General features: G+C 63.7%; 19 protein-coding genes and 1 other RNA gene. 6 read left to right on the top strand and 14 right to left on the bottom strand.

Annotation, left to right across the window (positions count from 1 at the left end; all coding sequences use genetic code 11):
• Window positions 1-145: 145 nt before the first annotated feature.
• The 6 genes from VJ923_RS11180 to VJ923_RS11155 form a co-directional block, all read right to left on the bottom strand.
• Window positions 146-2,074 carry an MDR family MFS transporter gene (locus VJ923_RS11180; protein WP_326441496.1) on the bottom strand — a complete coding sequence of 643 codons (1,929 nt, stop codon included), beginning with the start codon at window positions 2,072-2,074 and terminating at the stop codon, window positions 146-148.
• A gap of 536 nt (window positions 2,075-2,610) precedes the next feature.
• The gene (locus tag VJ923_RS11175) at window positions 2,611-3,600 is read right to left on the bottom strand and encodes an acyl-CoA dehydratase activase (protein ID WP_326441494.1); all 990 of its coding nucleotides are present in this window, start codon (window positions 3,598-3,600) and stop codon (window positions 2,611-2,613) included.
• Entirely contained in the window at window positions 3,597-4,796 is a 1,200-nt protein-coding gene (locus VJ923_RS11170) for a hypothetical protein (RefSeq protein WP_326441492.1), read from the bottom strand. The genes VJ923_RS11175 and VJ923_RS11170 overlap by 4 nt, the downstream gene beginning before the upstream one ends.
• Window positions 4,789-5,805 carry an acyl-CoA dehydratase activase-related protein gene (locus tag VJ923_RS11165; RefSeq protein ID WP_326441490.1) on the bottom strand — a complete coding sequence of 339 codons (1,017 nt, stop codon included), beginning with the start codon at window positions 5,803-5,805 and terminating at the stop codon, window positions 4,789-4,791. Before VJ923_RS11165 ends, VJ923_RS11170 begins: the two co-directional genes overlap by 8 nt.
• A 142-nt stretch (window positions 5,806-5,947) precedes the next feature.
• Window positions 5,948-7,288 (bottom strand): hypothetical protein, encoded by a 1,341-nt coding sequence (locus tag VJ923_RS11160; protein WP_326441488.1) that lies wholly within the window; start codon window positions 7,286-7,288, stop codon window positions 5,948-5,950.
• 91 nt (window positions 7,289-7,379) lie between these two features.
• Complete coding sequence (locus tag VJ923_RS11155) at window positions 7,380-7,796, bottom strand: hypothetical protein (protein ID WP_326441486.1); 417 nt, start codon at window positions 7,794-7,796, stop codon at window positions 7,380-7,382.
• Between the two features lie 142 nt (window positions 7,797-7,938).
• Between VJ923_RS11155 and VJ923_RS11150 the strand changes: the two genes are divergently transcribed.
• Both VJ923_RS11150 and VJ923_RS11145 read left to right on the top strand, forming a co-directional pair.
• Complete coding sequence (locus tag VJ923_RS11150) at window positions 7,939-9,123, top strand: putative ABC transporter permease (RefSeq protein ID WP_326441484.1); 1,185 nt, start codon at window positions 7,939-7,941, stop codon at window positions 9,121-9,123.
• A 9-nt stretch (window positions 9,124-9,132) separates the two neighbouring features.
• Window positions 9,133-9,912: a DnaJ domain-containing protein gene (locus tag VJ923_RS11145; protein WP_326441482.1), complete on the top strand. Its 780-nt coding sequence runs from the start codon at window positions 9,133-9,135 to the stop codon at window positions 9,910-9,912.
• 248 nt (window positions 9,913-10,160) lie between these two features.
• Here the strand turns inward: VJ923_RS11145 and VJ923_RS11140 are convergent, their stop codons facing one another.
• Window positions 10,161-10,988 carry a DUF4013 domain-containing protein gene (locus VJ923_RS11140; RefSeq protein WP_326441479.1) on the bottom strand — a complete coding sequence of 276 codons (828 nt, stop codon included), beginning with the start codon at window positions 10,986-10,988 and terminating at the stop codon, window positions 10,161-10,163.
• A gap of 173 nt (window positions 10,989-11,161) precedes the next feature.
• A complete protein-coding gene (locus VJ923_RS11135) occupies window positions 11,162-12,496 on the bottom strand; it encodes an MFS transporter (RefSeq protein ID WP_326441477.1) in 1,335 nt (444 codons plus the stop codon).
• Window positions 12,497-12,731: 235 nt separating this feature from the next.
• On the opposite strand from VJ923_RS11135, the gene VJ923_RS11130 reads away from it, so the two are divergent.
• The 3 genes from VJ923_RS11130 (at window position 12,732) to nrdD (ending at window position 15,176) form a co-directional block, all read left to right on the top strand.
• Window positions 12,732-13,616, top strand: a complete 885-nt coding sequence (locus VJ923_RS11130; RefSeq protein ID WP_326441476.1) for a methionyl aminopeptidase — start codon at window positions 12,732-12,734, stop codon at window positions 13,614-13,616.
• Window positions 13,617-13,764: 148 nt separating this feature from the next.
• On the top strand, window positions 13,765-14,550 hold the full coding sequence (locus tag VJ923_RS11125) for a hypothetical protein (protein WP_326441474.1): 786 nt from the start codon (window positions 13,765-13,767) through the stop codon (window positions 14,548-14,550).
• Window positions 14,551-14,855: 305 nt separating this feature from the next.
• Window positions 14,856-15,176, top strand: a complete 321-nt coding sequence (gene nrdD / locus VJ923_RS11120; protein ID WP_326441472.1) for an anaerobic ribonucleoside-triphosphate reductase — start codon at window positions 14,856-14,858, stop codon at window positions 15,174-15,176.
• Window positions 15,177-15,475: 299 nt separating this feature from the next.
• Here nrdD and recR read toward each other — a convergent pair whose 3' ends face one another.
• From recR to ffs, 5 genes are all read right to left on the bottom strand, one after another.
• A complete protein-coding gene (gene recR / locus VJ923_RS11115; protein ID WP_326441470.1) occupies window positions 15,476-16,072 on the bottom strand; it encodes a recombination mediator RecR in 597 nt (198 codons plus the stop codon).
• Window positions 16,073-16,105: 33 nt separating this feature from the next.
• A complete protein-coding gene (locus tag VJ923_RS11110) occupies window positions 16,106-16,414 on the bottom strand; it encodes a YbaB/EbfC family nucleoid-associated protein (RefSeq protein WP_326441468.1) in 309 nt (102 codons plus the stop codon).
• A 55-nt stretch (window positions 16,415-16,469) separates the two neighbouring features.
• A complete protein-coding gene (dnaX, locus tag VJ923_RS11105; RefSeq protein WP_326441466.1) occupies window positions 16,470-18,995 on the bottom strand; it encodes a DNA polymerase III subunit gamma/tau in 2,526 nt (841 codons plus the stop codon).
• Between the two features lie 3 nt (window positions 18,996-18,998).
• On the bottom strand, window positions 18,999-19,799 hold the full coding sequence (locus VJ923_RS11100) for a VTT domain-containing protein (protein WP_326441464.1): 801 nt from the start codon (window positions 19,797-19,799) through the stop codon (window positions 18,999-19,001).
• Window positions 19,800-19,834: 35 nt separating this feature from the next.
• Window positions 19,835-19,928, bottom strand: an RNA gene (gene ffs / locus VJ923_RS11095) — signal recognition particle sRNA small type.
• 238 nt (window positions 19,929-20,166) lie between these two features.
• On the opposite strand from ffs, the gene VJ923_RS11090 reads away from it, so the two are divergent.
• Entirely contained in the window at window positions 20,167-21,846 is a 1,680-nt protein-coding gene (locus VJ923_RS11090) for a serine hydrolase (protein ID WP_326441462.1), read from the top strand.
• 122 nt (window positions 21,847-21,968) lie between these two features.
• On the opposite strand, the gene VJ923_RS11085 is transcribed toward VJ923_RS11090, so the two are convergent.
• Entirely contained in the window at window positions 21,969-22,250 is a 282-nt protein-coding gene (locus VJ923_RS11085; protein ID WP_326441460.1) for a molybdopterin-binding protein, read from the bottom strand.
• Window positions 22,251-22,286 lie beyond the last annotated feature (36 nt).

Genomic DNA, 22,286 nt, shown 5'->3' with positions numbered 1-22,286 from the left:
AAGAAATGCCAGTTCAATCGCTTGGTTAAAGATGATAACCACCCTGAGAAACGACACGCGGGCGCCTTTGGCTCTCCCAATGAAAAAAGCCCGCAACGAACGTACGTTGCGGGCTTTGCACCGAAAACGTTGGGGCTTTACTGCGCTATTTTTCCAGCAGCTCGATGCCCTCGGCGAGGGAGCGGATGATGTTGCGGCGCGAGAGGGCGCCCACGAGCTTGCCGTCGCGGACCACCGGCACCTTCTTGATGCGCTTGGTGGCGAACAGCTGGCACACCTCGTCGACCGGCGTATCCCAGGCCACCGAGATCACGCGCTTGGTAGCCACGTTCATGACATTCAGGGCCGCCAGCTCGCGCAGGCGTGTCATTTCCGCCTCGTCATCGACGTAGCGGTAGGTGTTCAGCATGGCGTCGGTGAGCGAGATTTCCGCACGACCCAGATACGCCGCCACATCGCCGTCGGACACGAAGCCCACCAAGTCGCCAGCCCCGTTCACCACGGGCACGCCGCTGGTCTGACCGGCATCCATCAGGCGAATGACGGCGGCCATGGTATCGGTGTCGCGGGCGCACACCGGCTCGCGGTTCATGACGTCCACCGCGCGGTAGACGCGGTTCTCGTCGAAGCCCTCGTCGGCGGTGCCGTCAACGGTCACGCCGGAAATGCCGGCACTGTAATCTACAGGCTCGCCACCAGCGGCCTCGGCCCCCGCGGCCGCGACCCCCTTGCGATCGCGGACGAGGAAGATGATGACGAGCGCCGCCACGCACATAAGGGCAAAGGTGGTCATGTAGGCCATATGCTCGCCCAGGTAGGCCTGCTCGAAGGCAGGAGCCTCGGGTGCCACCATAGGCGAGAGGGCCGATACCGACACAAGCACCGCCGTGCCGAACGATCCCGCCACCTGGTTCATAGTGTTGGAAAGCCCCTGGGCATGCTGGATAACGCGGTTGTCCAGCGAGTTCACACCCCAGGTGTTCAGCGGCGTCATCGTGAACTGCAGACCGATGACGAGCGTCGTATAGGTGAGCACCACGGTGATGAAGTTCGCATCAATGCCCAGCCGCGCAAGCCCCGATGCGCCCAGCGCCGCCACGATAACACCAGGCACCGCCACCTTGCGCACGCCGAAGCGGTCGAACAAGCGGCCGGACAGCAGTCCCGTGAACGCACCGATAACCGCGCCGGGCAACATGGCCACACCGGACATGGTGGCTGTGAAGCCGAGCGTGCCCTGAATGTAGAGCGGCGTGATGACCTCGGTACCCAGAAGCGACGCCTGCACGATGATGATGACGCAGGCCGCCGTCGCATAGGGGCGCGTCTTTAGAATACGCACGTTAAGCATGGGCTCGGGCAGCTTCAGTTGGCGACGGACGTACAGCGCCACCAGCACGATGCCCACTGCAATGAGCGCCAGAGTGAGAGCCATGTTGCTCGTCGACGCAAAGGTGGAAAGCCCGTACAGCAGGCACACAAGACCCACTGTGGAAAGCGCCACCGACAGCTTGTCGAAAGTGGTGCGAGCAAAGTTGCCGTAGTTGCGCAGCAGGAAGAACGCCAGCACCACGACCACCACGCCCAGCGTCGTCACGATGGCGAAGAGCGCCCGCCAACCCACCGAGTCAACGAGCAGACCGGAAAGCGACGGGCCCACAGCCGGCGCGAAGCCGATGATGAGTCCGATAACGCCCATGGCCGTGCCGCGCTTCTCTCGCGGGAACACGAGCAGAATCACCGTGAACACCATGGGCATGACCGCGCCCGTGCAGGCCGCCTGCAGGATGCGGCCGAGCAGCAGCGCCCAGAAGTTCGGCGCGATGGCCGCAAGAAAGCTACCCACAGTGAACACCGACAGGGACGTGACGAAGAGCTGCCGGGTGGTGAACCGCCCCACCAAATAGGCCGAAAGCGGAATGATCACGGCCTCTACCAGGGCGTACACCGACGTGAGCCACTGTGCCGTGGTGGCGTCCACGCCCAAGTCCGCCATGATCGCCGGCAGCGCCGGCGACAACATCGTCAGGTTCAGCACCGCCAACAGCGTACCTGTCAGTAGTACGCCCACCATCACCAGTTCTTTTCTTCCAACGCCCAACGCCATACCGCATCAGCCTCGCTCTCGTATCGCATCCGTGAAAAAGTCGAATGCTCGAATGCTATCAGAGACAGCTTTGTCCAAACCCCTGTTTTTTGGCAGGCGGAGGAACAAACTGGTCAATTTCCTCCGTTATGGACACTCAATTCGCCAAACGCAACGAAGGCGGATGCTGTGACCAGGCATTTTGCTGTCGAAGGGAACACGAGTCGAGCGTTTCCCTGTCCAAATCGGCCTTTTTTGCCCAATTTCCATCGCGAGGTCCCACTCCCCGCCGATCCGTACGCTCTCTGCGCCCAACTGAGTCGCAGCGGCACGCCTCAACCCCGTCAATACAGCGCGGGAGGGCGGCGGGGTCGTCGGCCGAGACCTCTGAACACCAAAAAAGAGGGTGGTCGAAGACCACCCCAGTAAATGCATGAAGGAGCGAAGCGCCTGAGCCCGAAGGGCGAATAGCGTAGCGGGGGCTCGGCCGACGACCCCGCCGCCCTCCCGCGCGGACGCACCCGCTACGCCGTCGTCTTCACCGCACCGCGGTCGCAGCGGTTGCCCCAGCTGTCGATGATATCTTTGTCGCGGTAGACGCAGATGACCTCGCAGTGGTTGGCGCACTTCTGGCACTCGATCTCGCGCGTCTTGAAATCGAAGTCGAGCATGGCCTCGAAGTCGAAGGTGCCGCTGACGAAGGGGCCCGATTCCGCCTGCACAATGGGACCCGCATCGGCAGCAAGCAGTGCCACACCGTAGGCGCCCATGAGGTGCCCGTCCGGATCCACCGCCACGGGCATGCCCAGCTGCTCTTCGAAGGCATGCACCACGCCGGCATTCTTGGATACGCCGCCCTGGAACACCACGGGTGCGGCGATCTTCTTGCCCTTGCCCACGTTGTTCAGATAGTTTGACGCCACAGCATTGCACAAACCCGCGATGATATCCTCGCGAGCATAGCCCACCTGAATCTTGTGCACCAGATCGCTCTCGGCGAATACCGTGCAACGAGCGGCGATATTCGCCGGCTTCTTCGAGGTGAGGGCCACTTCCCCGAACTCTTCCACCTCAACGCCCAAGCGATGGGCCTGGGACGACAGGAACGAGCCGGTGCCCGCAGCGCACAGCGTGTTCATGGCGTAGTCCACGGCAATGCCATCGGACACGCAGATGATCTTCGAGTCCTGACCGCCAATCTCCAAAATGGTGCGCACGTCCGGGTGCAGATGGGTGGTGCCCACCGCATGAGCCGTAATCTCGTTCTTGATAACCGACGCCCCCAGCATGGCGCCCACCAAACGGCGCGCGCTGCCCGTGGTGCCGGCGCCGACAATCCGCACGTCTTGGCCTTCCACCTGGCTTTCCAGCTCGCGCACGACGTTCTTCGACGCCTCGGTGGGATTACCCTCGGTCCACAAATAGGAACGAGCGATGATGGTGCGATTCTCGTCGATGATCACGCCCTTGGTGGAAATGGATCCGATGTCGATACCGAGATAAGCCTTCGTCATTTGTTCTTCTCCTTCTTCATGGCAAGCATGTCGTAGAACGCCTCGAGGCGCGTGTCCAGGCCCGTGTCCGAGGTCTGGGAATCGTAGGTGAGGTACAGGATGGGCATGCGGTAGTCCTCGCTCACCTTCTGCAGCACCGGGATGCAGTCGATCTCCGGCGTGCAGCCGGCCGACTTCGCGTGAATGACGCCGTCGAAGCCCTCGGCAGCGTACTTCTTCGCCGCCGCAATGGTGAGGGTGGACGTGGGACCCATGTCGTAGGTGAGGTAGTCCTTGGCGCCCACGCGTAAATTCGGCTCGTTATAACGCAAGTAGCGATTCGTGAAGTTCAGCATGCGATGTACTTCCACGCCCATGCGGATGAGCTTCTGGTCCAAATCCAGATTGCTGCGACTGTCGATGGCCGTGAACATCTCGCCCACGACGCCGATGCGAATAGGGTCGGCGGGCTTGTCCAGCGGAATGGCGCGGAAGGCGGCCATGGCCTCGCGATAGACCTGGTTGATATCGCGCTCGTCCAGACAGGTGCGCATGGCGTCCATAGTCGACACCCAGGCGGCGTCGAAGGCCCCGCGCTCCACCTCGAAACCGGCATTGGCCAGGTAGTAGTCGCGCAGGGTGTCCAAATGCTCGATCATCTTCGCCACGGCCTTCAGCTTCACCACGCCGTGAGGCACATCGATGTTCGGGTTCACCGTCTTCAGCACTTCCTTGGCCCAGCCGAGATACCCCTTCTCGATGCCATGGGCGAAGTTCAGCATGATGAAGTCGTAGCCCATATCGCGCAGAATAGACTCCTGCAGCTCGCCGTAGTAGCCCAGACGACACGGGCCGCCGAATTGGATGAGAATGTCGGCGCCCAGATCGAGCGCTTCGGCGAAGTCGCCCAGGATGTGCTTGAAGGGGGTGCACACGTAATCGCTCGAGTTCTGCACGCCCACCTCGCCGTAGGCGCGGGTGGCCTCGGGCAGCGGCAGGTAATCCACATCGAGCACCTGCTCGCAGAAGAACTTGAACGCCGGGTCGTAGTAGCAGTAGCGGAAGAAGGCCGCCTTGGTGTACTTGTGGTGCTTGGCCTTGTGGCGGGCCGCCTTGGCCGCCTTGCGGTCGGCGATGAGCGTGGGTGCGTGGCGGCGCTCGAATTCTACGGCCACCGACGAGCGCACCTGTTCGATAAGAGCCTGGGGCTTAGCCATGAACGTAGCCTCCCTTCTGCTGGAAGCGCAGGATGTCCACAAAGCTTTCCACGCGGGTCTCCACGCCGGCGGTGCCCGACTGCGCGTCAATCATGAGGTTCAGAATGGGCGTGCCCTGAATGCAGCGCATGATGGCGTCGTCGGTCATGGAATCGGGGCCGCAGGGAAACGCGCTGATGAGCACGATGCCGTCGATGCGGTCTTGGGCCAGAAGGATGGCGCCGATGAGCTCGCGGTTGATGAGCCAGGGCATAGTGCCGGAGAAATCGAAGCTCTTCTTGTAAGAGCGCTCGTGATCCATGGCGTCAGCGTAGATTACCGTGGCGCCCATGTCGGTAAGAGAGTCGATAACCGCACTGGAGAGATAGGGGTCGTGGGTAATGTAGGGGTGCGCCACCACGAGAATGCCCAGAGGAAACGCCACATCCTCGCCCGCCGCCACAGCGGCCCTGGCAACCTTGCGCTGCTCGTCGACGCGGCGCAGGGTGCGATCTTGAGCATCGGCCTGAGCCTCGTCGTGGGCGCGCTGGGCATCCCAGGCGGCCTTGAAGGCTGCGCGAGCGTCCTTCAGGCTCACGCCCATGCGCAAGGCCATCTCCTCGAAGGCGCGACGCACGTCCTTCATCTTGCGGGCGCTGCTCACCTCGCAGGATATAACGCGCAGCTTCTGATCGCGAAACGTGTTGCGCACCATGTCGGTAGCGGACTGGAACTTCGTGCAAAAGCCGGTGCGCGGCTCGCCCGTGGGATAGCAGGGCACGAAAACCGCGTCGCAGCGCCCCACGAGGCTTTCCACATGGCCCACGAACACCTTCGAGGCCAGGCAGCACTCGTCTACCGAGAGATGGTCGCCCTCATCGGCGATGGCCTTGTCCGTTGGGTCGCTCACTACCACGGTACGACCAATGCTCTCGAAGAAAGTGGTCCACAGCACGCCGAACCGGTAGAACAGCAAAGCGCGCGGAATGCCCACCACCTTCACATCGGCCCAATCTGTTGCTTGGAGCACGCATACCTCCTCAGCTCATAAGGGCGCGAACCGCAGGGGTCAGCGCAAAAAATGCAGTGCCTGCCATCATAGCACAGCGCCCCTTGAACCTCCGTCCAAGGGGCGCCGCATGCACAGTTTAAAGGGGGCAACCGCTGCCGGGCTACTCCACGTGAATCTCGAGGGCCTTGATGCCAGCCGGCGACCAGCTCGTGGCAAAGGACTCCTCCAGCGGGCCCTTCACGTCGGCTTTGCGGCCGATGAGGCTCTTTCCATTGTCGTCGAGGCCCGAGGTGGCAACAGCGATGGTGGTAAGGCGGTACTGGGTGCCGTTCAGGCTCATGTCCACCGGACGGTTGAGCTTCAGCACCAGCTGCACGCTGCCGTTGGCGTTTTCCGTGGCGCCGTTGTTGGTGTAATTGTTGCCAGCCGAAAGGTCGGCTGCGCCTTCCACGGCCTGCAGCGTGCCGGCCAAGGTGACCGTGTCGCCGTACTTCACCGTACCGAGGTTCTCAGGATCGGCATTGGCCGGGTCCACGCTGGCGGGAGTGTCGGAACTGGAGCCAGCGGCGGGAATCTGATTGGTCTGCTCCTCGATCTGGCCGGCATCAGCCACCGAGACAATCCAGCCCTCGGTGTTCGACCATGCCACGTTCAGCGTCACCGTGGAGGTGCGCAGCTCGCTGGTCGTCACGCCATCGGCCTCGGATTCCACCGTCTTGGAAAGCGCCGCCGTGATAGGGCCGCCGTCGATGGTGAGGTCCGATGTGGTCTTCACGATAGAGGCATCGGCCATGGCCTCGCCGTAGGTGGGGTCGTTGGCGGCCAGAATGTCGTTCAAGTTGGCCAGAATATCGCTGGCGTTTGCGCTGGCCAGTGGAGTAGCCGTGGCCTCGCCGCGCGTCAGCTCGCCGGGAACCCAGGTCTCGCCGGCATCGGAGTATTCGAAGGGCAGGGTTACGGGCACGTTGATCTCGATGCCCTTGTTCTTGAACGTGGCCGTAGCCGTCGCCTCGCAGGTGACGATCTGGTTGCCCGGCGCGCCCAGGTTCGTAGGCTCGTTCAAAACGATATCGCTGAACTTCGGGCCAATGAGGGCATCTTGGGACACGTAGGCGTACTGGGTTATATCCGGCGCGTCCATAGTCACCTCGTCGAAGGCGGCCAGCACGCGGGCATCGGACAGCGGCACGCGCTGGGTTTCCTCGGCGACGGGCTCATCGTTGAAGAACCCGGAGGTGAACAGGTAGGCAAGCCCGGCGGCGGCCACGAGCACGCAGATGACGAGCCCGATGATAATGGCCGTGCGGTGGCCCTTCTTCACATCACGGGGCTGCGCAGCCTCAACGGTGCCGTACTCGTCCTCGGCGCTCTGGATGAACGCAGCGGCGGCGGCCTTGGCGGCGGCGGCTTTCTTGGCCTCAGCGGCGGCGCGGGGCGAGAGGCCCTCGTCGACAGCGGACTCGGCCGGAGAGACGCTGTTCTGCGAATCGAGTTCAGTCATGTTTCCTCCTGAGATAGTGCGGTCGGCACAATGCGACCCTAACCTCGCATTGTACTGTATTTGACCCGTTGTCGGCTAGGCCGCAGGGGAACTACTGCTCCGATTGAGCCAGGTTACCGGCAATGACCACGCAGGCGGCCATGAGAAGCAGGTTGAAGATAAGCGAGGTGGGCAGCTCTCCGCCTGCGGCGTAGCACAGCCCCAAGCCCAGCACCGAGGCGACGACGCCAGCAAGGGCCAGGCTGCGCAGGGCCCCCGCGCGCTGAGGGCTGCGCGCGGCCAAGCGCCCCAAAAGACCCGTTGCCACCGTGATGCCATTGGCCGCTGCGGCGGCAACGCCCAAAACAAGGTCGCCCAGGGGAAGGCTCCCGGCAGACGAGAAGCCGTCGGCAATGGCCCCATAAATCACCACGGCGCCCACGACGAAACCGACCAGGCCGCAGATGATGAGCAAGTAGGAGAACATGCGCAGGTACCACGAGATGGTGCTTGTCTGCTCGGCTTCCACCGGCGCTCCTTTCGACCTGCGGTTGTGGCGGCACTGTGGCGCGCAGGCGGTTAGCTTGCGGGCTTGTTGTGGGCTTGCCGTCCGAAGATGGGGGTCATGATACCATAGCCCCATGGATCCGACGGTTCTTCAACAAACCCCCTTGCAGCCCGATCCCGGCATCGGGAGCGGCAAGGTCAGCGAGCGCACGCCGCTGGCGCTGCGCGTGTTTGGCGCCCTGCTCATGCTCGGCGGCGTGGCCGTCGTGCCAGAAGTCGTGGGCGTTCTCATGCAGACGGGCTCGGTGTTCGTGGAAGGCTCCTACGCCGACGAGTCCCCGCTCACTGTAATCCTCTACGTTGCGCTCGTTTCGGCCGGGTGCTTCTGCGTCCTGGCTTCCGGCGTGCTCGGCTTCCGCCTTCTGCGCGGGAACCGCCGTCGCGCCCGTCTCATTGCCGAGGCCGTGGCCATTGGGCTCGTGGTGGCGTTCATGGCCGACTTGCTCCTGTTCGGCGTGAACCCGGGCCTGTGGTTCCTCGGCGCCAGCGCGCTCATCCTCATCGTCGCCCACGTGTGGGTCGACCCCTCCCTCTCCGACGAGCGCGAGCTGCAGCGCCGCCTCCGCCTCATGGAAACCCGCGAGGAAGCCGAGGAGGGCACGCTCGGCCTCGACAAAACCGGGCGCGGCTACATCGAGCTCGACTTCTTCAATCTGTTCTGGATCTTCGTCATCGCCTCTATTGCCGGCGTGGTCATCGAGTCCATCTATCACGTGCTCGTAGTTGATTTCGGCCACTACGAGGACCGCGCGGGCCTGCTGTGGGGGCCCTTCTCCCCTATCTACGGGTTCGGCGCCGTGCTCATGACGCTGGCTCTCAACCGCTTCCACAGCGCGCCGCTGCCTGTGGTGTTCATCGTGAGCGCCGTCATCGGCGGGGCCTTCGAGTACTTCGTCAGCTGGTTTATGGAATACGCCTTCGGTGCTATCGCCTGGGACTACACGGGCACCTTCCTCAACATCAACGGGCGCACGAACTTCATGTTCATGTGCATGTGGGGCGCCCTCGGCGTTGTCTGGGTGAAGCTTGCCCTGCCGGCGTTGCTGCACACGGTGAACCTCATCCCCTGGCGCTGGCGCTACTCCATCACGGCGCTGTGCGCGGCGCTCATGATCTTCAACGGCGTCATGACGCTGGTGGCCATGGATTGCTGGTACTCGCGCCTGGCCGGCGCCGCGCCCGACAACGCCCTGGAGCAATTTTGCGCCGACCACTTCGACAACCAGTGGATGGAAAACCGCTTCGAATCGATGAGTATCCATCCCGATGCCGCCCATCGCTCGTCTTAAGGAACGCCCGTGATTGAAGACCCCTACGAGATTCTGGGCGTGCCCCGGACAGCCACCGCCGACGAGGTGAAGAAGGCCTACCGCAAGAAGGCTCGGGAGAACCATCCCGACCTGAACCCGGGCGACCCCGATGCCGAGGAGCGCTTGAAGAAGATCAACGAGGCCTACGATCGCATCACCAACCCCGAGAAGTACGCCCGCGAAGACGCGCGGCGCTATCGTTCCCCTTACAACCCCAGCTACACCGGCTACGGCACGCCCGGTGCAGGCAACCCCTTCGGTGGCGGCGCCGGGAGCCCCTATGCCGGCGGCGGAACGGGACCGGGCGGCTACCAATACCAGTGGGTGGAAATCAACTGGGAAGATTTGTTCAACAATTGGCAGCAGACCTCGTCGGTGCCGCGCCCCGAGGTTTCGGCCACCGATTCAGCGGAGCTGCGCCAGGCGGTGCTGTTCATCGACGGCGGCAACTACAGGGCGGCGCTTTCCGTGCTGGCCGCTTTGCCCATGAAAGAGCGCTCGGCCCGCTGGTACTACCTGGCGGCGCTCGCGAACTACGGGGCGGGCAACGCCGTGGCCGCCGTGGACCAGATTCGCGCGGCCCGCAAGGCCGACCCCACCAACGGCGACTACCGTCAGGCCGAGGCGGTCATTGGCGCTCGCGCCCGCACGTATCAGCAGGAAACCGAGCGCCGCGGCTTCTCCGGCGGCTGCGTGGACCCCAGCTCCCTTTGCTGCTGTCTTCTGTGCGGCCCCACGCTCTGCCAGCCCTTCCTCTTCTGCCTGTAGCTTCTGGGCGAAAACGCGCCCGCTTCCGCTCCTCGCCCCTCAACGGCCAGGTTCCGGGGGCGGGAACGCGCCCGCTTCCGCCCCACGCCCCTCAACGGCCAGGTTCCGGGGGCGGGAACGCGCCCGCTTCCGCCCCTCCAGGCCAGAACGAACAGCCCGTGGGCGGGAACGCACTCGTTTCCGCCCACGGGCCACAAAAGAAGTCTTGATTTGCCGAGAATTAGTGTAGTCGCAGAACGTCACACACCTTAATAGCGCGGAACGCTGAGAGTCGTCCACTCAGGGGCGTAGCGGGCCACCCAGTGGGCGACGCCGCGAATGGCGACGGCCTGGGCGAACGTCTCCAGCACCGAGAGCACCACATAGAGCACCAGCGAGCAAAGAAGCACCGGCACGGCAATGGCGCCGAACACGGACATAATCTGCACGAGAGAGGGGTCGGCCGCGCCGCCCATGGCGGCAATAGCCGGCACCGCGCCCATGCAGCAGATGAACATGATAGAAAAGACGACGATGCTCAGAACCACGGTAACGCCGATGATGATGGCCATGGGCACCAGCGTCGCCAACAACAGCTGGCCCCAGTTGCGCTTGGCCTTCTCCCAAATGTCCTTCACATTGAAACCCTCGCCCAAGCTCATGCCCATAATCATGCGCATTTCCATGATGGCCACAGCCACGTAGGTGGCCAGCGAGATGGCAAGGGCCACTATCCAGCCGAGGAGGGGCACCCAGCCGAGAATGCCGCCGACCACGCCGCCGGCAAGCCCAACCACCAAAGAGATGACAAAAGCATAGAACCCGAACTCGAAGTTCTTGCCTGTGACTATTTTCTGAGGCAGAGCGCTTCGCCCGCCGAAGGGCACCTCGCGGGACCAGAACAGCAGATAGCCGGCCACGACGAAATTCAGAACGGGCACGCACATAATGAGGCCGAGCACGAGCAGGCGGCCCACATAGTTCGGCGTCGCCCGCACATCGTCCCAAGCGGCGCGCAGGCAGCTCGTAGCGTAAACCGGCTGAGCCGGGGGCACGGAAACGGGCGGCACCGGGGCGGTATAGTTCATCTGATCCATGGTAAAGCTCCTCTTCTCATCGGAGCCGAGACGCCTGCACCTTGCGCGCCACGCGGTGCAAACCAGAGGCGCTCCGGCTCGCAACATACTGGGCCCATTGTGACACCAACGCCCTACTGACGACCAATCAGATGGAAAATTGTCATCTTATTCCGCAATCATTAAGCGGAATTTTAAGATTGCCCGAGCTTGCGCTCTTCCACTACCGTGCACCCGGCAACGGCCAGGTGCTTTTTCACCACGCGATAGGTGAGCAGCCCGGTAACCGCGAGGCCCAAGGCAAGCACCGATCCCACCTTGAACGACGCCAACGTCCCCAAGCTGTCGATGACCGCGCCTCCCAGCGAGGGACCGACGGCGCATCCGCAGGTAAAGCCGGCGTTCAGCCAGGTGATGGCCTCAGTGAGCCGACGCTGGGGCACCGCTCGCTCGCAGACGGTGTTGGCCACAATGAGCAGCGGCGCATAGGTGGCCGCGCCGATAAGTCCCACGATAGCCAGCGACAAAGCCGAGTCGATGAAAAACATGGTGCCGAAACCCAGACCGCAGGCGACCGCCGCCACCGCCAGCTGCTTGGGCAGCGGCGCGCGCAGGCGGACCATGCCGAAGGAAAAGCCCATCACCATGGACATGATGCCCTGGATGATCAGCACGAAACTGGCGATATCCGGGTTGCCCAGATCTTCGGCCAACGAGACCGTGGCCGTATCGATGAGCCCGAGGAAGGCACCCATGAACATATAGATAATGAAGAGCACCTGCACGACGACCGACATGCGTATGACGCTCATGTGGCCTCGGCGCTCCTCGGCGCCAGCTAGCTGCGCCGCTTCAAGCTCGGCGCTCGCCCCGACTTCTTCTTCCGGCGCAGCGCCATCGACCCAGCCCACCTCCGGCGCCGTGGAGCGGGCCGCGCAAAGGATGACCGCCCCTGTGGCAAAGGCGACGCCGCCGGCCACCATGCCCGCCACCGGATGGATAGAAGCGGCCAGGGCAATGGAAATCGAGGGGCTGAAGATGAACGCCATGTCGTCCAGTACGCTTTCGTAAGAGAACATGGTGCGCAGCTCCGGCGCGCGATCGCCAAGCTTTCCCGAACGGATAAGGTATGTCCAGCGCGTGCGAGCCATAGCGTGGGGGCTCGGATAGAATCCGACGAGCACAGCACCCAAGAACAGCGGCCAAATGCTCGCTTGGGCCAGCACGGTTCCTATGAGCACCGCCTGGCCGACAAGGGACATGGCCGCGGCCTGCGGCACCACCGCGCACTGGCCACGCTCATCGATGCGCTTGGATACGCGCGGCCCCACCAGAAACGTGGAAAGCGCGATAGTAGACGATACGAGCCCTGCCGTGAAGAACGAATAGCCCGACAGCGTGATCATGGTGACCACGCCGATGTTGAGCATGCCCGTGTAAAAGCGCATGAGCAGGCAGGCGATATCGAAGGGGTAGGCCTGGCGCACGCTCAGCACCTGCTTGTAAACTCCCGGATTAACCGACGCCACGACCTCACCTCCTCACACCAGCTTCCCAACGCAGCGCACACCCGGTGGAGCCGAGCGCAAAGCCCAGCATAGCATGACCAACGACAAACGCAACCCCGGAGAAGTCCAACGTCAGGCCCGATTCGTTGGACTTCTTCACAAGCCGACGCGCGCAGGGCGCACGGGGGAACTTGTAGTACCATAGGCGCAGACCAACGCGGCGCCCACAGGCGCCCAGAACAAAGGAGCGAACCTCATGTACGACGGCCTGACGAGCCCGGGACGCAACGACGAGTGCTGGTGCGGCAGCGGCAAGAAATACAAGAAGTGCCATCTTGATTTCGATGAGCGCCTGGAGCAGCTAGCCGAGTCTGGCGAGGAAGTGCCGCCGCGTGATTTGCTGAAGACCCCGGCCGAAATCGAGGGCATCAAGCGCAGCGCCGCGGTGAATATCGGCGCGCTCGATTTCGTGGCCGAGCGCATCGCAGCGGGAGCCACCACCGAGCAGGTCGACCAGTGGGTGCATGGCTACACCGTCGAACATGACGCCATTCCCGCTCCGCTGAACTACGAGGGGTTCCCCAAGAGCGTGTGCACGTCAACCAACGAAGTGGTCTGCCACGGCATTCCGTCCGCCGACGAGGTGCTCAAGGAGGGCGATATCGTGAATGTGGACTGCTCCACCATCAAAGATGGATTCTTCTCCGATTCCTCCCGCATGTTCTGCATCGGCGAGGTGTCGCCCGAAGCAGCCGATTTGGTGCGCGTGACCAAGGAGGCCGTGCAAGTGGGCCTGGACGCCATCAAGCCCTGGGGGCATTTGGGAGACATCGGCGCGGCCGTAAACGCCTACGCCCGCGAGCACGGCTATACGGTCGTGCGCGAGTTCGGCGGCCACGGCATCGGCCTGGAGTTCCACGAGGATCCCTTCGTGAGCTTCGTTTCCGAAGCGGGCACGGGGCCCATCTTGGTGCCGGGACTGTGCTTCACTATCGAGCCCATGATCAACGCCGGCGCCCAAGAGATCGACATGTCCGACCCCGACGGCTGGACAGTGCGCACCGCCGACAAGTCGCTCACGGCCCAATGGGAAGTGCAGCTGGTCATCACCGAGGACGGCTACGAGCTGCTCAGCTGGTAGCGGGACGCCTCCTGTGCCACCGTTTCCGAAACAGTGGCGGCAACTTTACGTTCCCCATACGCTTAGCGGGCCGCTTCGATTACGAGGCGGCCCGCCTCTATGATGGCGGTATTCACGTAAGAACCCTTTCTTTGAGAGGAGCTTTCCCATGACTGAGAACACCAGCCAAACCCCCGGTACCGAAGCCGGTCACGGGCCCGAAGGCCGCGAGCTCGAGCGCGAGTCCCTCGCCTTTGGCGAGCCGGCCCGCACCGCCGGCGATATCGAGACCGCCTCGGCGGGAGATGACAGCGAAATGCTCGGCGAGGTGCTGCAATCCCAGGCGTTGAACCCGAACGAGCCGGCCGTCACCAACAACCCCGTGCCTCTGGAGGGCGCTGCCCCTGCAGGGGCAGCAGCCCCGGCGCCGACCGCATCGGCCGCGGGCTACGCCGCCGATGGCCGCGCCCTGGAGCAGCACGCCGTAAGCACGGCCTACCCCAGCCAGCCTGGCGCCCCCGCGCCCCAGCAACCGGCCCCCCAAGCTGCTGCCCACCAGGCCGCCTACCAGGCGACCTACGGCGCGCCGCAGCAGGCCGTCGCGCCCCGCGTCACCGCCACGGCCTCGCCCCACGCTGCCGCCACGGCCGCAGCCGTGCGGAATGTGCGCAAGCCCCTCGATCCCGCGCAGATCTTCTCTATCTGCGGCATGGTCGTCGGCGCCATCATTATGGTCTTCGGACTGTGCATGCTCGCCTACTATACGCCCGATGCGGCCGGCTCGATGTTCGATAGCTATCAGATGAACGGCTCGGCCGGGTTCTCCAGCACCGGCGCTACCTCGGCCCAGGTGATAAAGGGCGGCTTCGCCATGCTGCTCATCGGCTTCGGCGCCACCGACATCTGCGCCTTCGGCGCCAAGTGCATGAAGACCAGAGGGCACGGGCAAAAGTAACAGATTTCGGCGACGTTTTGCATTTTCTGTGAGGGTTGCTATAATGTTCTGCGATTTACGCCGAAGCCCACAAGCTTCGAACGATGAGGGCTCTGTTTTTGGAGGGGACAGGGCCCTTTGTCATTCTCTGGACTCATTTCCCGCAGAGCTCCCATGCCACTCGCGCGTTTTTTCATACATCTTGGAAACATGGGCGCAACGGTCAATATCTTGTGTTAGTATTCCAAATCGCTAACTAGATATGGTAATCGATACGGCTACTGCTTCCCTCATGCGGTAGCTCGAATGCGGAAAAGGAGCTCGCCATGGAGAACAAGACGATTGACGGCGTGAAGGTGGCCGTGAACTATGCCAAAGCCGACGACGCCCCGGTGTCCGAGGGTGAGATCAAGGCCTACATCAAGCGCGCCCACGATAAGTACCCCCATGGCCAGCTGGAGTCCCTCACCCTGGATGTGGACGGCGAGGACGTGGGCATCCATTACGGCCTGGCCCCGGTGAAGTTCGACCGCATTCGTCGCATCACTGGCTATCTGGTGGGCACGCTGGATCGCTTCAACGACGCCAAGCGTGCCGAAGAGCACGACCGCGTCAAGCACGAGGTGCCTTCCTGCTGCATCAAGTAGCTCGCAGCTGAACCGCCGCACGGCAAAGCAAAGGCCGCTTTCGGAATGCCCGAAAGCGGCCTTTCATTCATGGTAAGAACGCTTTATTCCCTGCTGGTGGCAAAAAAGTGCGTTTGGAGGCGCACAAATTCGCTTCATTCTGCTCATATTGCCCGAAAAATGCGATTATCGCTAGTTTCAGCAAGCAAAATCGCTCTTTTTTAGAATGACTGCGCCTCAAAACGAAATTTTTTGCCAGACGCAGTACAACTTAATGCAATCAGCAGAATAAGGGAGCTTCGGGTAACGACTTTATTGCCTTACAGCGGCAGGCGACCTTCCAGGGCGCGGCCCAAGGTCACCTCGTCGGCGAACTCAAGGTCGCCGCCGACGGGCAGGCCGCTGGCAGGACGCGTCACCTTCACGCCCAAGGGCTTGATGAGGCGCGCCAGGTACGCCGCCGTGGTCTCCCCTTCTATGTTGGGATTCATGGCGAGCACCACCTCGGTCACATCTTCGCGGCCAAGGCGCACCATAAGCTCGGCGATGCGCAAATCGCCCGGCCCCACGCCCTCCATGGGCGCAAGCACGCCCCCGAGCACGTGATAGACGCCGTTGAAGACGGCCGTGCGCTCGATGGGCGGAATGTCGCGCGGCTCGCTCACCACGCAGATGACCGAGCCATCGCGCTTGGGGCTCGCGCATATCTCGCACAGTTCGCCCTCGGCGTAGTTGAAGCAGCGGGCGCAGAAACGCACGCCCGCCTTCACCTCGCGGATGGCATCGGCCAGGCGCAGGGCCTCGGCCGTATCGGTGTTCAGAATCCAGTAGGCCATGCGCTGGGCCGATTTCGGCCCCACGCCCGGCAAGCGCTCGAGCTCGTCGAGCAGCTTCTGGATGGAAGGTGCCGCTTGCACAGGTATCGCTCGCTTCGCTACGAAGTCCGCGGCCTACATCAGGCCCGGAATCTTCATGCCGCCCATGACGGCGTTCATGCGGGCGTTGGCAGCCTCGCTGGCAGAGCGCAGCGCCTCGTTCACGGCGGCCACGACCATGTCCTGAAGCATATCCACGTCCTCGGGGTCCACCGCGGCCGGGTCGATGACGATGTCGGTGATGGCCATTTCGCCCGTAGCCGTAGCCTTCACCATACCGCCGCCGGCAGAGGCCTCGAAGGTCATGGCGGCAATCTCTTGCTGAGCCGCAGCGGCATCGCGCTGCATCTTCTGGGCCTGCTTCATCATTTTCTTCATGTCCATGGGAAACTCCTTAAATGGTCTTTAGGGGCTGCTAACGTATTCTAGGGCAAGACGCCTAGACGACTTCCTCGAAGCTGACGCCATCGCCGAATCCGAAGGCGAGCGAGGCGGCCAAGTCGGGCTCCTCCACCGGATTCGGCGAAGGGCCGGACACCGCATCGGGCTCGGGGGGCAAGCCGGCAGCGCTCGTATTCGTTTGAGGAGCGACGGAAGGCTCGGGGGCGGCTGGCGAGACTGCGGAAGGCGCCGCGTTGGAAGCTGCAGGCGCGGGCTGCGCAGATGCAGAGGTCGCAGGCGCTACCGTGGGTGCCGCCTCCCAGGGCGGCACTTCCTCGGGCGCTACGGGGGCAGAGGCGGCCTGGGGCCGCTGAGGCGCACGCGAGGCGAAGGGGTCCTCGAAGGGGATGTCGACATCATCGTAGGGAACGTAGTCGTCGTAAGGAGGCCGATCGTCGTCGGGCGCTGCGGAGGACGCGACAGCCTGGGGCTGGGGCTGGGGCCGGGGCGCCACCGACGATGCCGCGGGCTCGGAAGAGACCACAGGCTGCGGAGCCGGCTGCGGCTGCGCGACGGGTTGGGACTGCGGCTGTTGAATCGGCTGCGCCGTCACTGGCGCAGCGGCTGCCACGACAGCGGGTGCCGCCGCAACGGCAGCTGACGCCGTCGAGCCGGCTTTGCGCAGCTCGAAGGGAATATCGCCGTGGGCCTCCTGGCGCAGAGCTGCGGCCAGCTCGGCCTGGACCTCTGCCTTTTGCACGGCGCGGAAAGCGAAGTCGTTCTCGGCGGGGAACTCGACGAGCAGGGTGCCCGTCGCCCCATCGAACACCGCCTTGGTATTCATGAACAGCACGCCGTAGGCCGCCTTCGACTTCTTAAGAGAGGCCAGCACGCCCGCCCACAAGCGCTGCAGCGAGGCCAAATTGGAAAGCGTCGCGACCATCTCGGCAGAAAGCGAACCGACCGGCGCAGCGGCAGGCTGTACGGGTTGCGCTTGGGGCGCCGCCGCAGAGGCGGGTTGCGATGCGGGGACGGATGCGAGCGCGGATGCCGCTGCGGGCTGCGGCGCAGCTGCGGGCTGCGGCGCAGCTGCGGCCATCGTTGCGGGCGCGGTGTTTGCCGAAGGCGTTGCGGCGCCCGGGATGGCGGGGCGACTGAAGTCGTCCCTTACGTGGTTTGAGCCCAAAGCTGTCGCGGCGGCCCCATCCGTAGCAACCCCATTCGCAGCACCCTCTTCCGTAGGGGCCCCTCCCGTAGCGGCGGGCTTCAGTCCGCCCTTCTCCGGAGCGGCTCCCGCCATCGGCGCAGCGTCCGCGGTCCCAGCAGGCGCTGTCGCTGCCGGCACCGCCGTCGTGGGCGTCGCCGCGGGCGCAACCGTCGCAGCTGTCGCCGCCGGCGCGGGCGTCGGCGCGCTCGCCGTCGGGGCAACCACGGCAGCGCCGGCCAGCCGGCGCTCCAGGGTTTCCACCCGCTCAGCCAGGGCGGCCAGGGTAAGATCGGCATCGGGCCGTACCATGCGGGTCAGGGCGATCTCGAAGGACAGCCGCGGATTGGTGGAAGTCTTCAACTCGCCGGCCACATCGCCCAGCACCCCAAGCAGACGGGACAAGCGATCGGCGCCAAACAGCGGCAGCTCCTCAGCCAGCTCGCGCCGCGTCGCCTCGGACACGTCGAGCACCACATCGGGACCAGCTACGGCCATGACGTACATGTTGCGCATATGCTCGGCCAAGTTCCCCACGAACTGGGCCATATCGGCACCGGTTTCCACGTACTCGGCCACCCAGCGGAAGCACGCCGCCGCATCGCGCGCGCCCACGGCCCGCACGATATCGGCCAAGTCGGTCGAATCCACCGCGCCCAGCATGCGCTCGGCCACTTCCATGGTAACCGCGCCGTCGCCGAAGGCGATCAGCTGCTCGAGCGACGTGAGCGCGTTGCGCATGCCGCCCTCGGCCCTGTGCGCGATAAGGTCAAGCGCGTCGCCCTCGAATTCCACGCCCTCTTCCACGCAGATGGCGCCCAGACGCGACACCATGGCCTCGGTGGAGATGCGACGAAAATCGAAGCGCTGGCAACGCGAGTGGATGGTCTCGGGCACCTTCTGGGGATCGGTGGTGGCCAGAATGAACACCACATGGCTCGGCGGCTCTTCCAGCGTCTTCAGCAACGCGTTGAAGGCGGCCGTGGAAAGCATATGCACCTCGTCGATGATGTACACCTTGTAGCGCCCACGGGTGGGCGCGAACTGGACGCGGCCGATGATTTCCTCGCGGACGTTTTCCACGCCGGTGCGCGAGGCGGCGTCCAGCTCGTACACATCGGGATGCTCGCCGGCGGCAATCATCTCGCAGTCTTCGCAGGTGCCGTCAGGCTCGGCCGTAGGGCCGTTCTCGCACAAAAGCGCCTTTGCGAGCAGACGGGCCGTGGTGGTCTTGCCCGTGCCGCGCGGGCCCGTGAACAGGTAGGCGTGACTCACCTTGTCCTGGGCGATGGCGTTTTTCAGCGTGCGCTCGATATGCTCCTGCCCGACGACATCCTCGAAGATCTGCGGGCGGTACTTGCGGTAGAGGGCCTCGGCCATGGACTAGCGCTCCTTGCTCTCGTCGGCTACGCGCCGGCGCGCCTCCGCCTTGGCCTCGGCCTCGGCGCGCATCACCTTCTCCTCAGTGAGCTCGCGCTCGTATTCGGCCTCGTTCACGCGCTCCTCGGCCTGGGCGACCGGATCACCCTTCTTGGCCCGGCGCGAGGTCGTGACCGCCTTGATGGCGCCGATGAACGCCGGCGCCACAGACACCGCCACAATGCCGAGCACAATAATCTCGAAGTGCTCCTGCACGAAGGGCACGCCGCCGAAGAAGTAGCCCACCAGCACAAACAGGCTCACCCAGGCAACGCCGCCGATGGCGTTGAACAGCGTGAACTTCCCGAAGTTCATATGGCCCGTGCCCGCGATGAAGGGTGCGAAGGTGCGGAAGAACGGCATGAAGCGCGTGATGATAATGGTAAGCCCGCCGTAGCGCTCGAAGAAGTGGTCGAGCTTGGCCATGCGCTCGGGAGTGAGCGCACGCACCTTGCCCGAGTCGATGATGCGGCTGCCGAACAGACGCGCGATCCAGTAGTTCGAGGTGTTGCCCAAAATGGCAGCGCACCAGAACACGATGAGCGTCGCCCACAGGTTCAGGCCGCCGCCCTCGGCGGAGAACACGCCGGCCGCGAACAGCAGCGAATCGCCGGGCAGAAACGGGAAGAACACCAGGCCCGTTTCCACGAACACGATGAGAAACAGCGGCGTGTACACCCACACCGGGCCAAGCGCGATAATCCAGCCCGCGATGAAGCCGCGCGGGTCTTTCAACAGATTGACGAAAAAGTCGATGATACCCATGAGGGAGCCTTTCGAAATCGCGATACGAAAAGTGCCCCGAATAGGTATGGGCGCTCGTCAGCGGTCCCTTATGGCTGCTTCCTCCCGGACCTGACCAGGTTCGGAACTTGGCGCCGCCCATACCCATTCGAGGCACTCGAACTCGTGAGGCATAAGTATAGGGGAAACCGTGTCCCCACGCGACTTGCGAGGGGGCGCGGTAACCAAAAGTCCACAGGGCATGGCGGGATTCGCAACCGCCCGCGGGCGTTTTCTCTACGGGATTCGTGTTAAGGTCTTCGTAAGGTCTTCGCAAAGCCCCTGGGAATTGGTACCATTTGAGTTACCTTTAACCGCAGTTCGAGCATACCAGCACCAAAGGAACCCCATGGCCCGACCCGACCGCAGCCCCTACGACGACGAACCGAGACGCCCGCAAGGCGGGCTTTCGCTTTCCACGGGCCGCTTCGCTGGACGCTCCGCCGCCAGCTCGCGCTCCGCCTCCCGCTCGAACTCGCGCTCTTCTGGCACCCGCCACAATCCCTTGCGCGACGAATACCCCTCAAGCCGCGACCGCCGTCGCGAGCCCGCGCCCGACCGTCGCCACTCCGGCACCGGCCGCTCTTCGCGCGTCGAAGGCCGCCGCAACGATTTCGACGATCGCGGCGGGCGACGCCCGCGCAGTTCGAGCAACCAAGGGCGCAGCGGCGCGGGGCGCTCCGGACGCGCCAACCACGCGGTCGACGCCTTCTCACCCAAGATGCACACCCTTGCGCCCCAGGGCATAGCGCTCGGGCAGTTCAACATTGCCCGCATGGCCATGGGCGTCATCGTCGTCTTTCTCGTCGTGGTCTTCGCCATGGCGCTGTTCCACATCGGCCCCTTCGCCGCCGCTTCCGCCAAAGACGGCAGCAAGCACGTCGGCGTGGCCGGAGCCAACGCCATAGGCGGGAACGCCTCGAATATTGCCCAGAACATCGCCTCCCAGGTGAGTCTCGCCCAGCCGGTCGAGCCGGAGCTCGCGAAGCTGCCGGCGCACGCCCCTACCCGCGACGATCTTACGAACTTGGCCGGGCAGAAGGCCCCCTTCGCCTTCGCCCTCGACAACACCGCGGACGAGAACGGCGAGCAGCCCTCAGCGCCCGTGCTTTCCGATCGCTCGCTCGTGAGCCTCAACAACGCGCTTTCCTACTACGACAACAACGGCTACGAGGCAAGCTACCTGCTTTTGGACCTGGGCACCGGGCGCGGCATCGCCGGCAACCTGGATTCGCCTATTTACGGAGCCAGCTCCTTCAAGGGCCCTTACTGCGCCTACGTGGTGAACAAGGAGTTCCCCAACGACATCAACAACGCGCGCTCGTCGCGGCTGACCCAGGTGGAGAACACCATCGTGTGGTCGGACAACTCCTCCTACGGCAAACTGCGCCGCACCTATGGCACCGAGGGCATGGAGGCCTGGCTGGCCGAGGCCGGCGTCGACACGTCGCTGGTAAACGACACCTACTTCCCCACCTACACGGCGCGCCAGTCGGCCCTCATGTGGCTGAAGATCTACGAGTACCTTACCACGGCAGACACATCGGCGGCCCAGTGGCTCTCCGACACCTTCGCCAAAACCGAGGTATCGTTTTTGCGTAACGGCGCTCTGGGCACCACGAGCGCCGGGCACACCGACTACCTGCCCGAAGAAGGCTCAGGTGGCGAAGAGGGCGTGGAAGAGGAGCAGGGTGACGAAGGTACCGAGAGCGAAGAGGCCGCCGAAGGGGGCAGCGAGGGTGAGACGGAATCCGCCACAGCTGCCGAGGGTGAGACGGAGACCGCCGCAGCCGACGCCGAGGCCGACAAGACCGTGGCCTCCATCGGCACCAATATCACCGTGCGCAACAAAGCCGGCTGGATCGACGGCCAGGAAGACGACGCCGTGTGCGACTCCGGAATCGTCACCATCAACGGGCGGGACTACCTCATGGTCATCATGACAAGCGCCCCCGACTGCGCCGAGGGCGAGCAGGCCTTCGCCCGCCTGGCCCACACCCTCTTCGAAATCCGAGGAGACCTGGTGTAGGTCGACTGTCGCCGACGATTTCCCGCGAATCCAGGAAACGCAGACCATCGGCCTCCTCATAATAGTCTCAAGAAGTCTCACTAGTATGAGACTTCTTGAGACTATTTGCAACCCCTATGAGACTATTCGGAAACCTCGAGCTCGGCAAAAGCGCTTTCGGGGCTCACATCGCCGGCATCGTTCACCGAGCGAATGCGCAGCACGTAGAAGCCGGCCTTCTCGGGCGTATAGTCGAACGTCCAAGTGAGGTTCTGATAATCGTTCGTGTCGGGCGTCTCGTAGCGCGTCCAATGCTCGCCATCATCAAGGGAGAACTCAATCGCCGAAATCGCGTGGCCAAAATCGTAGGCCGTCCCCTTGAAGCGAACCGGCTTGCCCACCTGCCCGTAGGTTCGTGGAATCATAGACCCTCCTGCTGTCTGCTCGTCGTGCTACGACCT

The organism is Adlercreutzia shanghongiae, from assembly GCF_035830635.1.
GTDB classification, from domain to species: domain Bacteria; phylum Actinomycetota; class Coriobacteriia; order Coriobacteriales; family Eggerthellaceae; genus Adlercreutzia; species Adlercreutzia shanghongiae.
The sequence above is the reverse complement of the archived record's forward strand: the minus strand, read 5'-3'. Positions and strand labels throughout refer to the sequence as shown.

Excerpts from the sequence above, each read along its gene's own strand:
- VJ923_RS11180 (WP_326441496.1), bottom strand. The coding sequence starts at position 2,074 with ATGGTGGGCGTACTACTGACAGGTACGCTGTTGGCGGTGCTGAACCTG.
- VJ923_RS11175 (WP_326441494.1), bottom strand. The coding sequence starts at position 3,600 with ATGACGAAGGCTTATCTCGGTATCGACATCGGATCCATTTCCACCAAG.
- VJ923_RS11170 (WP_326441492.1), bottom strand. The coding sequence starts at position 4,796 with ATGGCTAAGCCCCAGGCTCTTATCGAACAGGTGCGCTCGTCGGTGGCC.
- VJ923_RS11160 (WP_326441488.1), bottom strand. The coding sequence starts at position 7,288 with ATGACTGAACTCGATTCGCAGAACAGCGTCTCTCCGGCCGAGTCCGCT.
- VJ923_RS11140 (WP_326441479.1), bottom strand. The coding sequence starts at position 10,988 with ATGGATCAGATGAACTATACCGCCCCGGTGCCGCCCGTTTCCGTGCCC.
- VJ923_RS11130 (WP_326441476.1), top strand. The coding sequence starts at position 12,732 with ATGTACGACGGCCTGACGAGCCCGGGACGCAACGACGAGTGCTGGTGC.
- VJ923_RS11125 (WP_326441474.1), top strand. The coding sequence starts at position 13,765 with ATGACTGAGAACACCAGCCAAACCCCCGGTACCGAAGCCGGTCACGGG.
- nrdD (WP_326441472.1), top strand. The coding sequence starts at position 14,856 with ATGGAGAACAAGACGATTGACGGCGTGAAGGTGGCCGTGAACTATGCC.
- VJ923_RS11110 (WP_326441468.1), bottom strand. The coding sequence starts at position 16,414 with ATGGACATGAAGAAAATGATGAAGCAGGCCCAGAAGATGCAGCGCGAT.
- dnaX (WP_326441466.1), bottom strand. The coding sequence starts at position 18,995 with ATGGCCGAGGCCCTCTACCGCAAGTACCGCCCGCAGATCTTCGAGGAT.
- VJ923_RS11100 (WP_326441464.1), bottom strand. The coding sequence starts at position 19,799 with ATGGGTATCATCGACTTTTTCGTCAATCTGTTGAAAGACCCGCGCGGC.
- VJ923_RS11090 (WP_326441462.1), top strand. The coding sequence starts at position 20,167 with ATGGCCCGACCCGACCGCAGCCCCTACGACGACGAACCGAGACGCCCG.
- VJ923_RS11085 (WP_326441460.1), bottom strand. The coding sequence starts at position 22,250 with ATGATTCCACGAACCTACGGGCAGGTGGGCAAGCCGGTTCGCTTCAAG.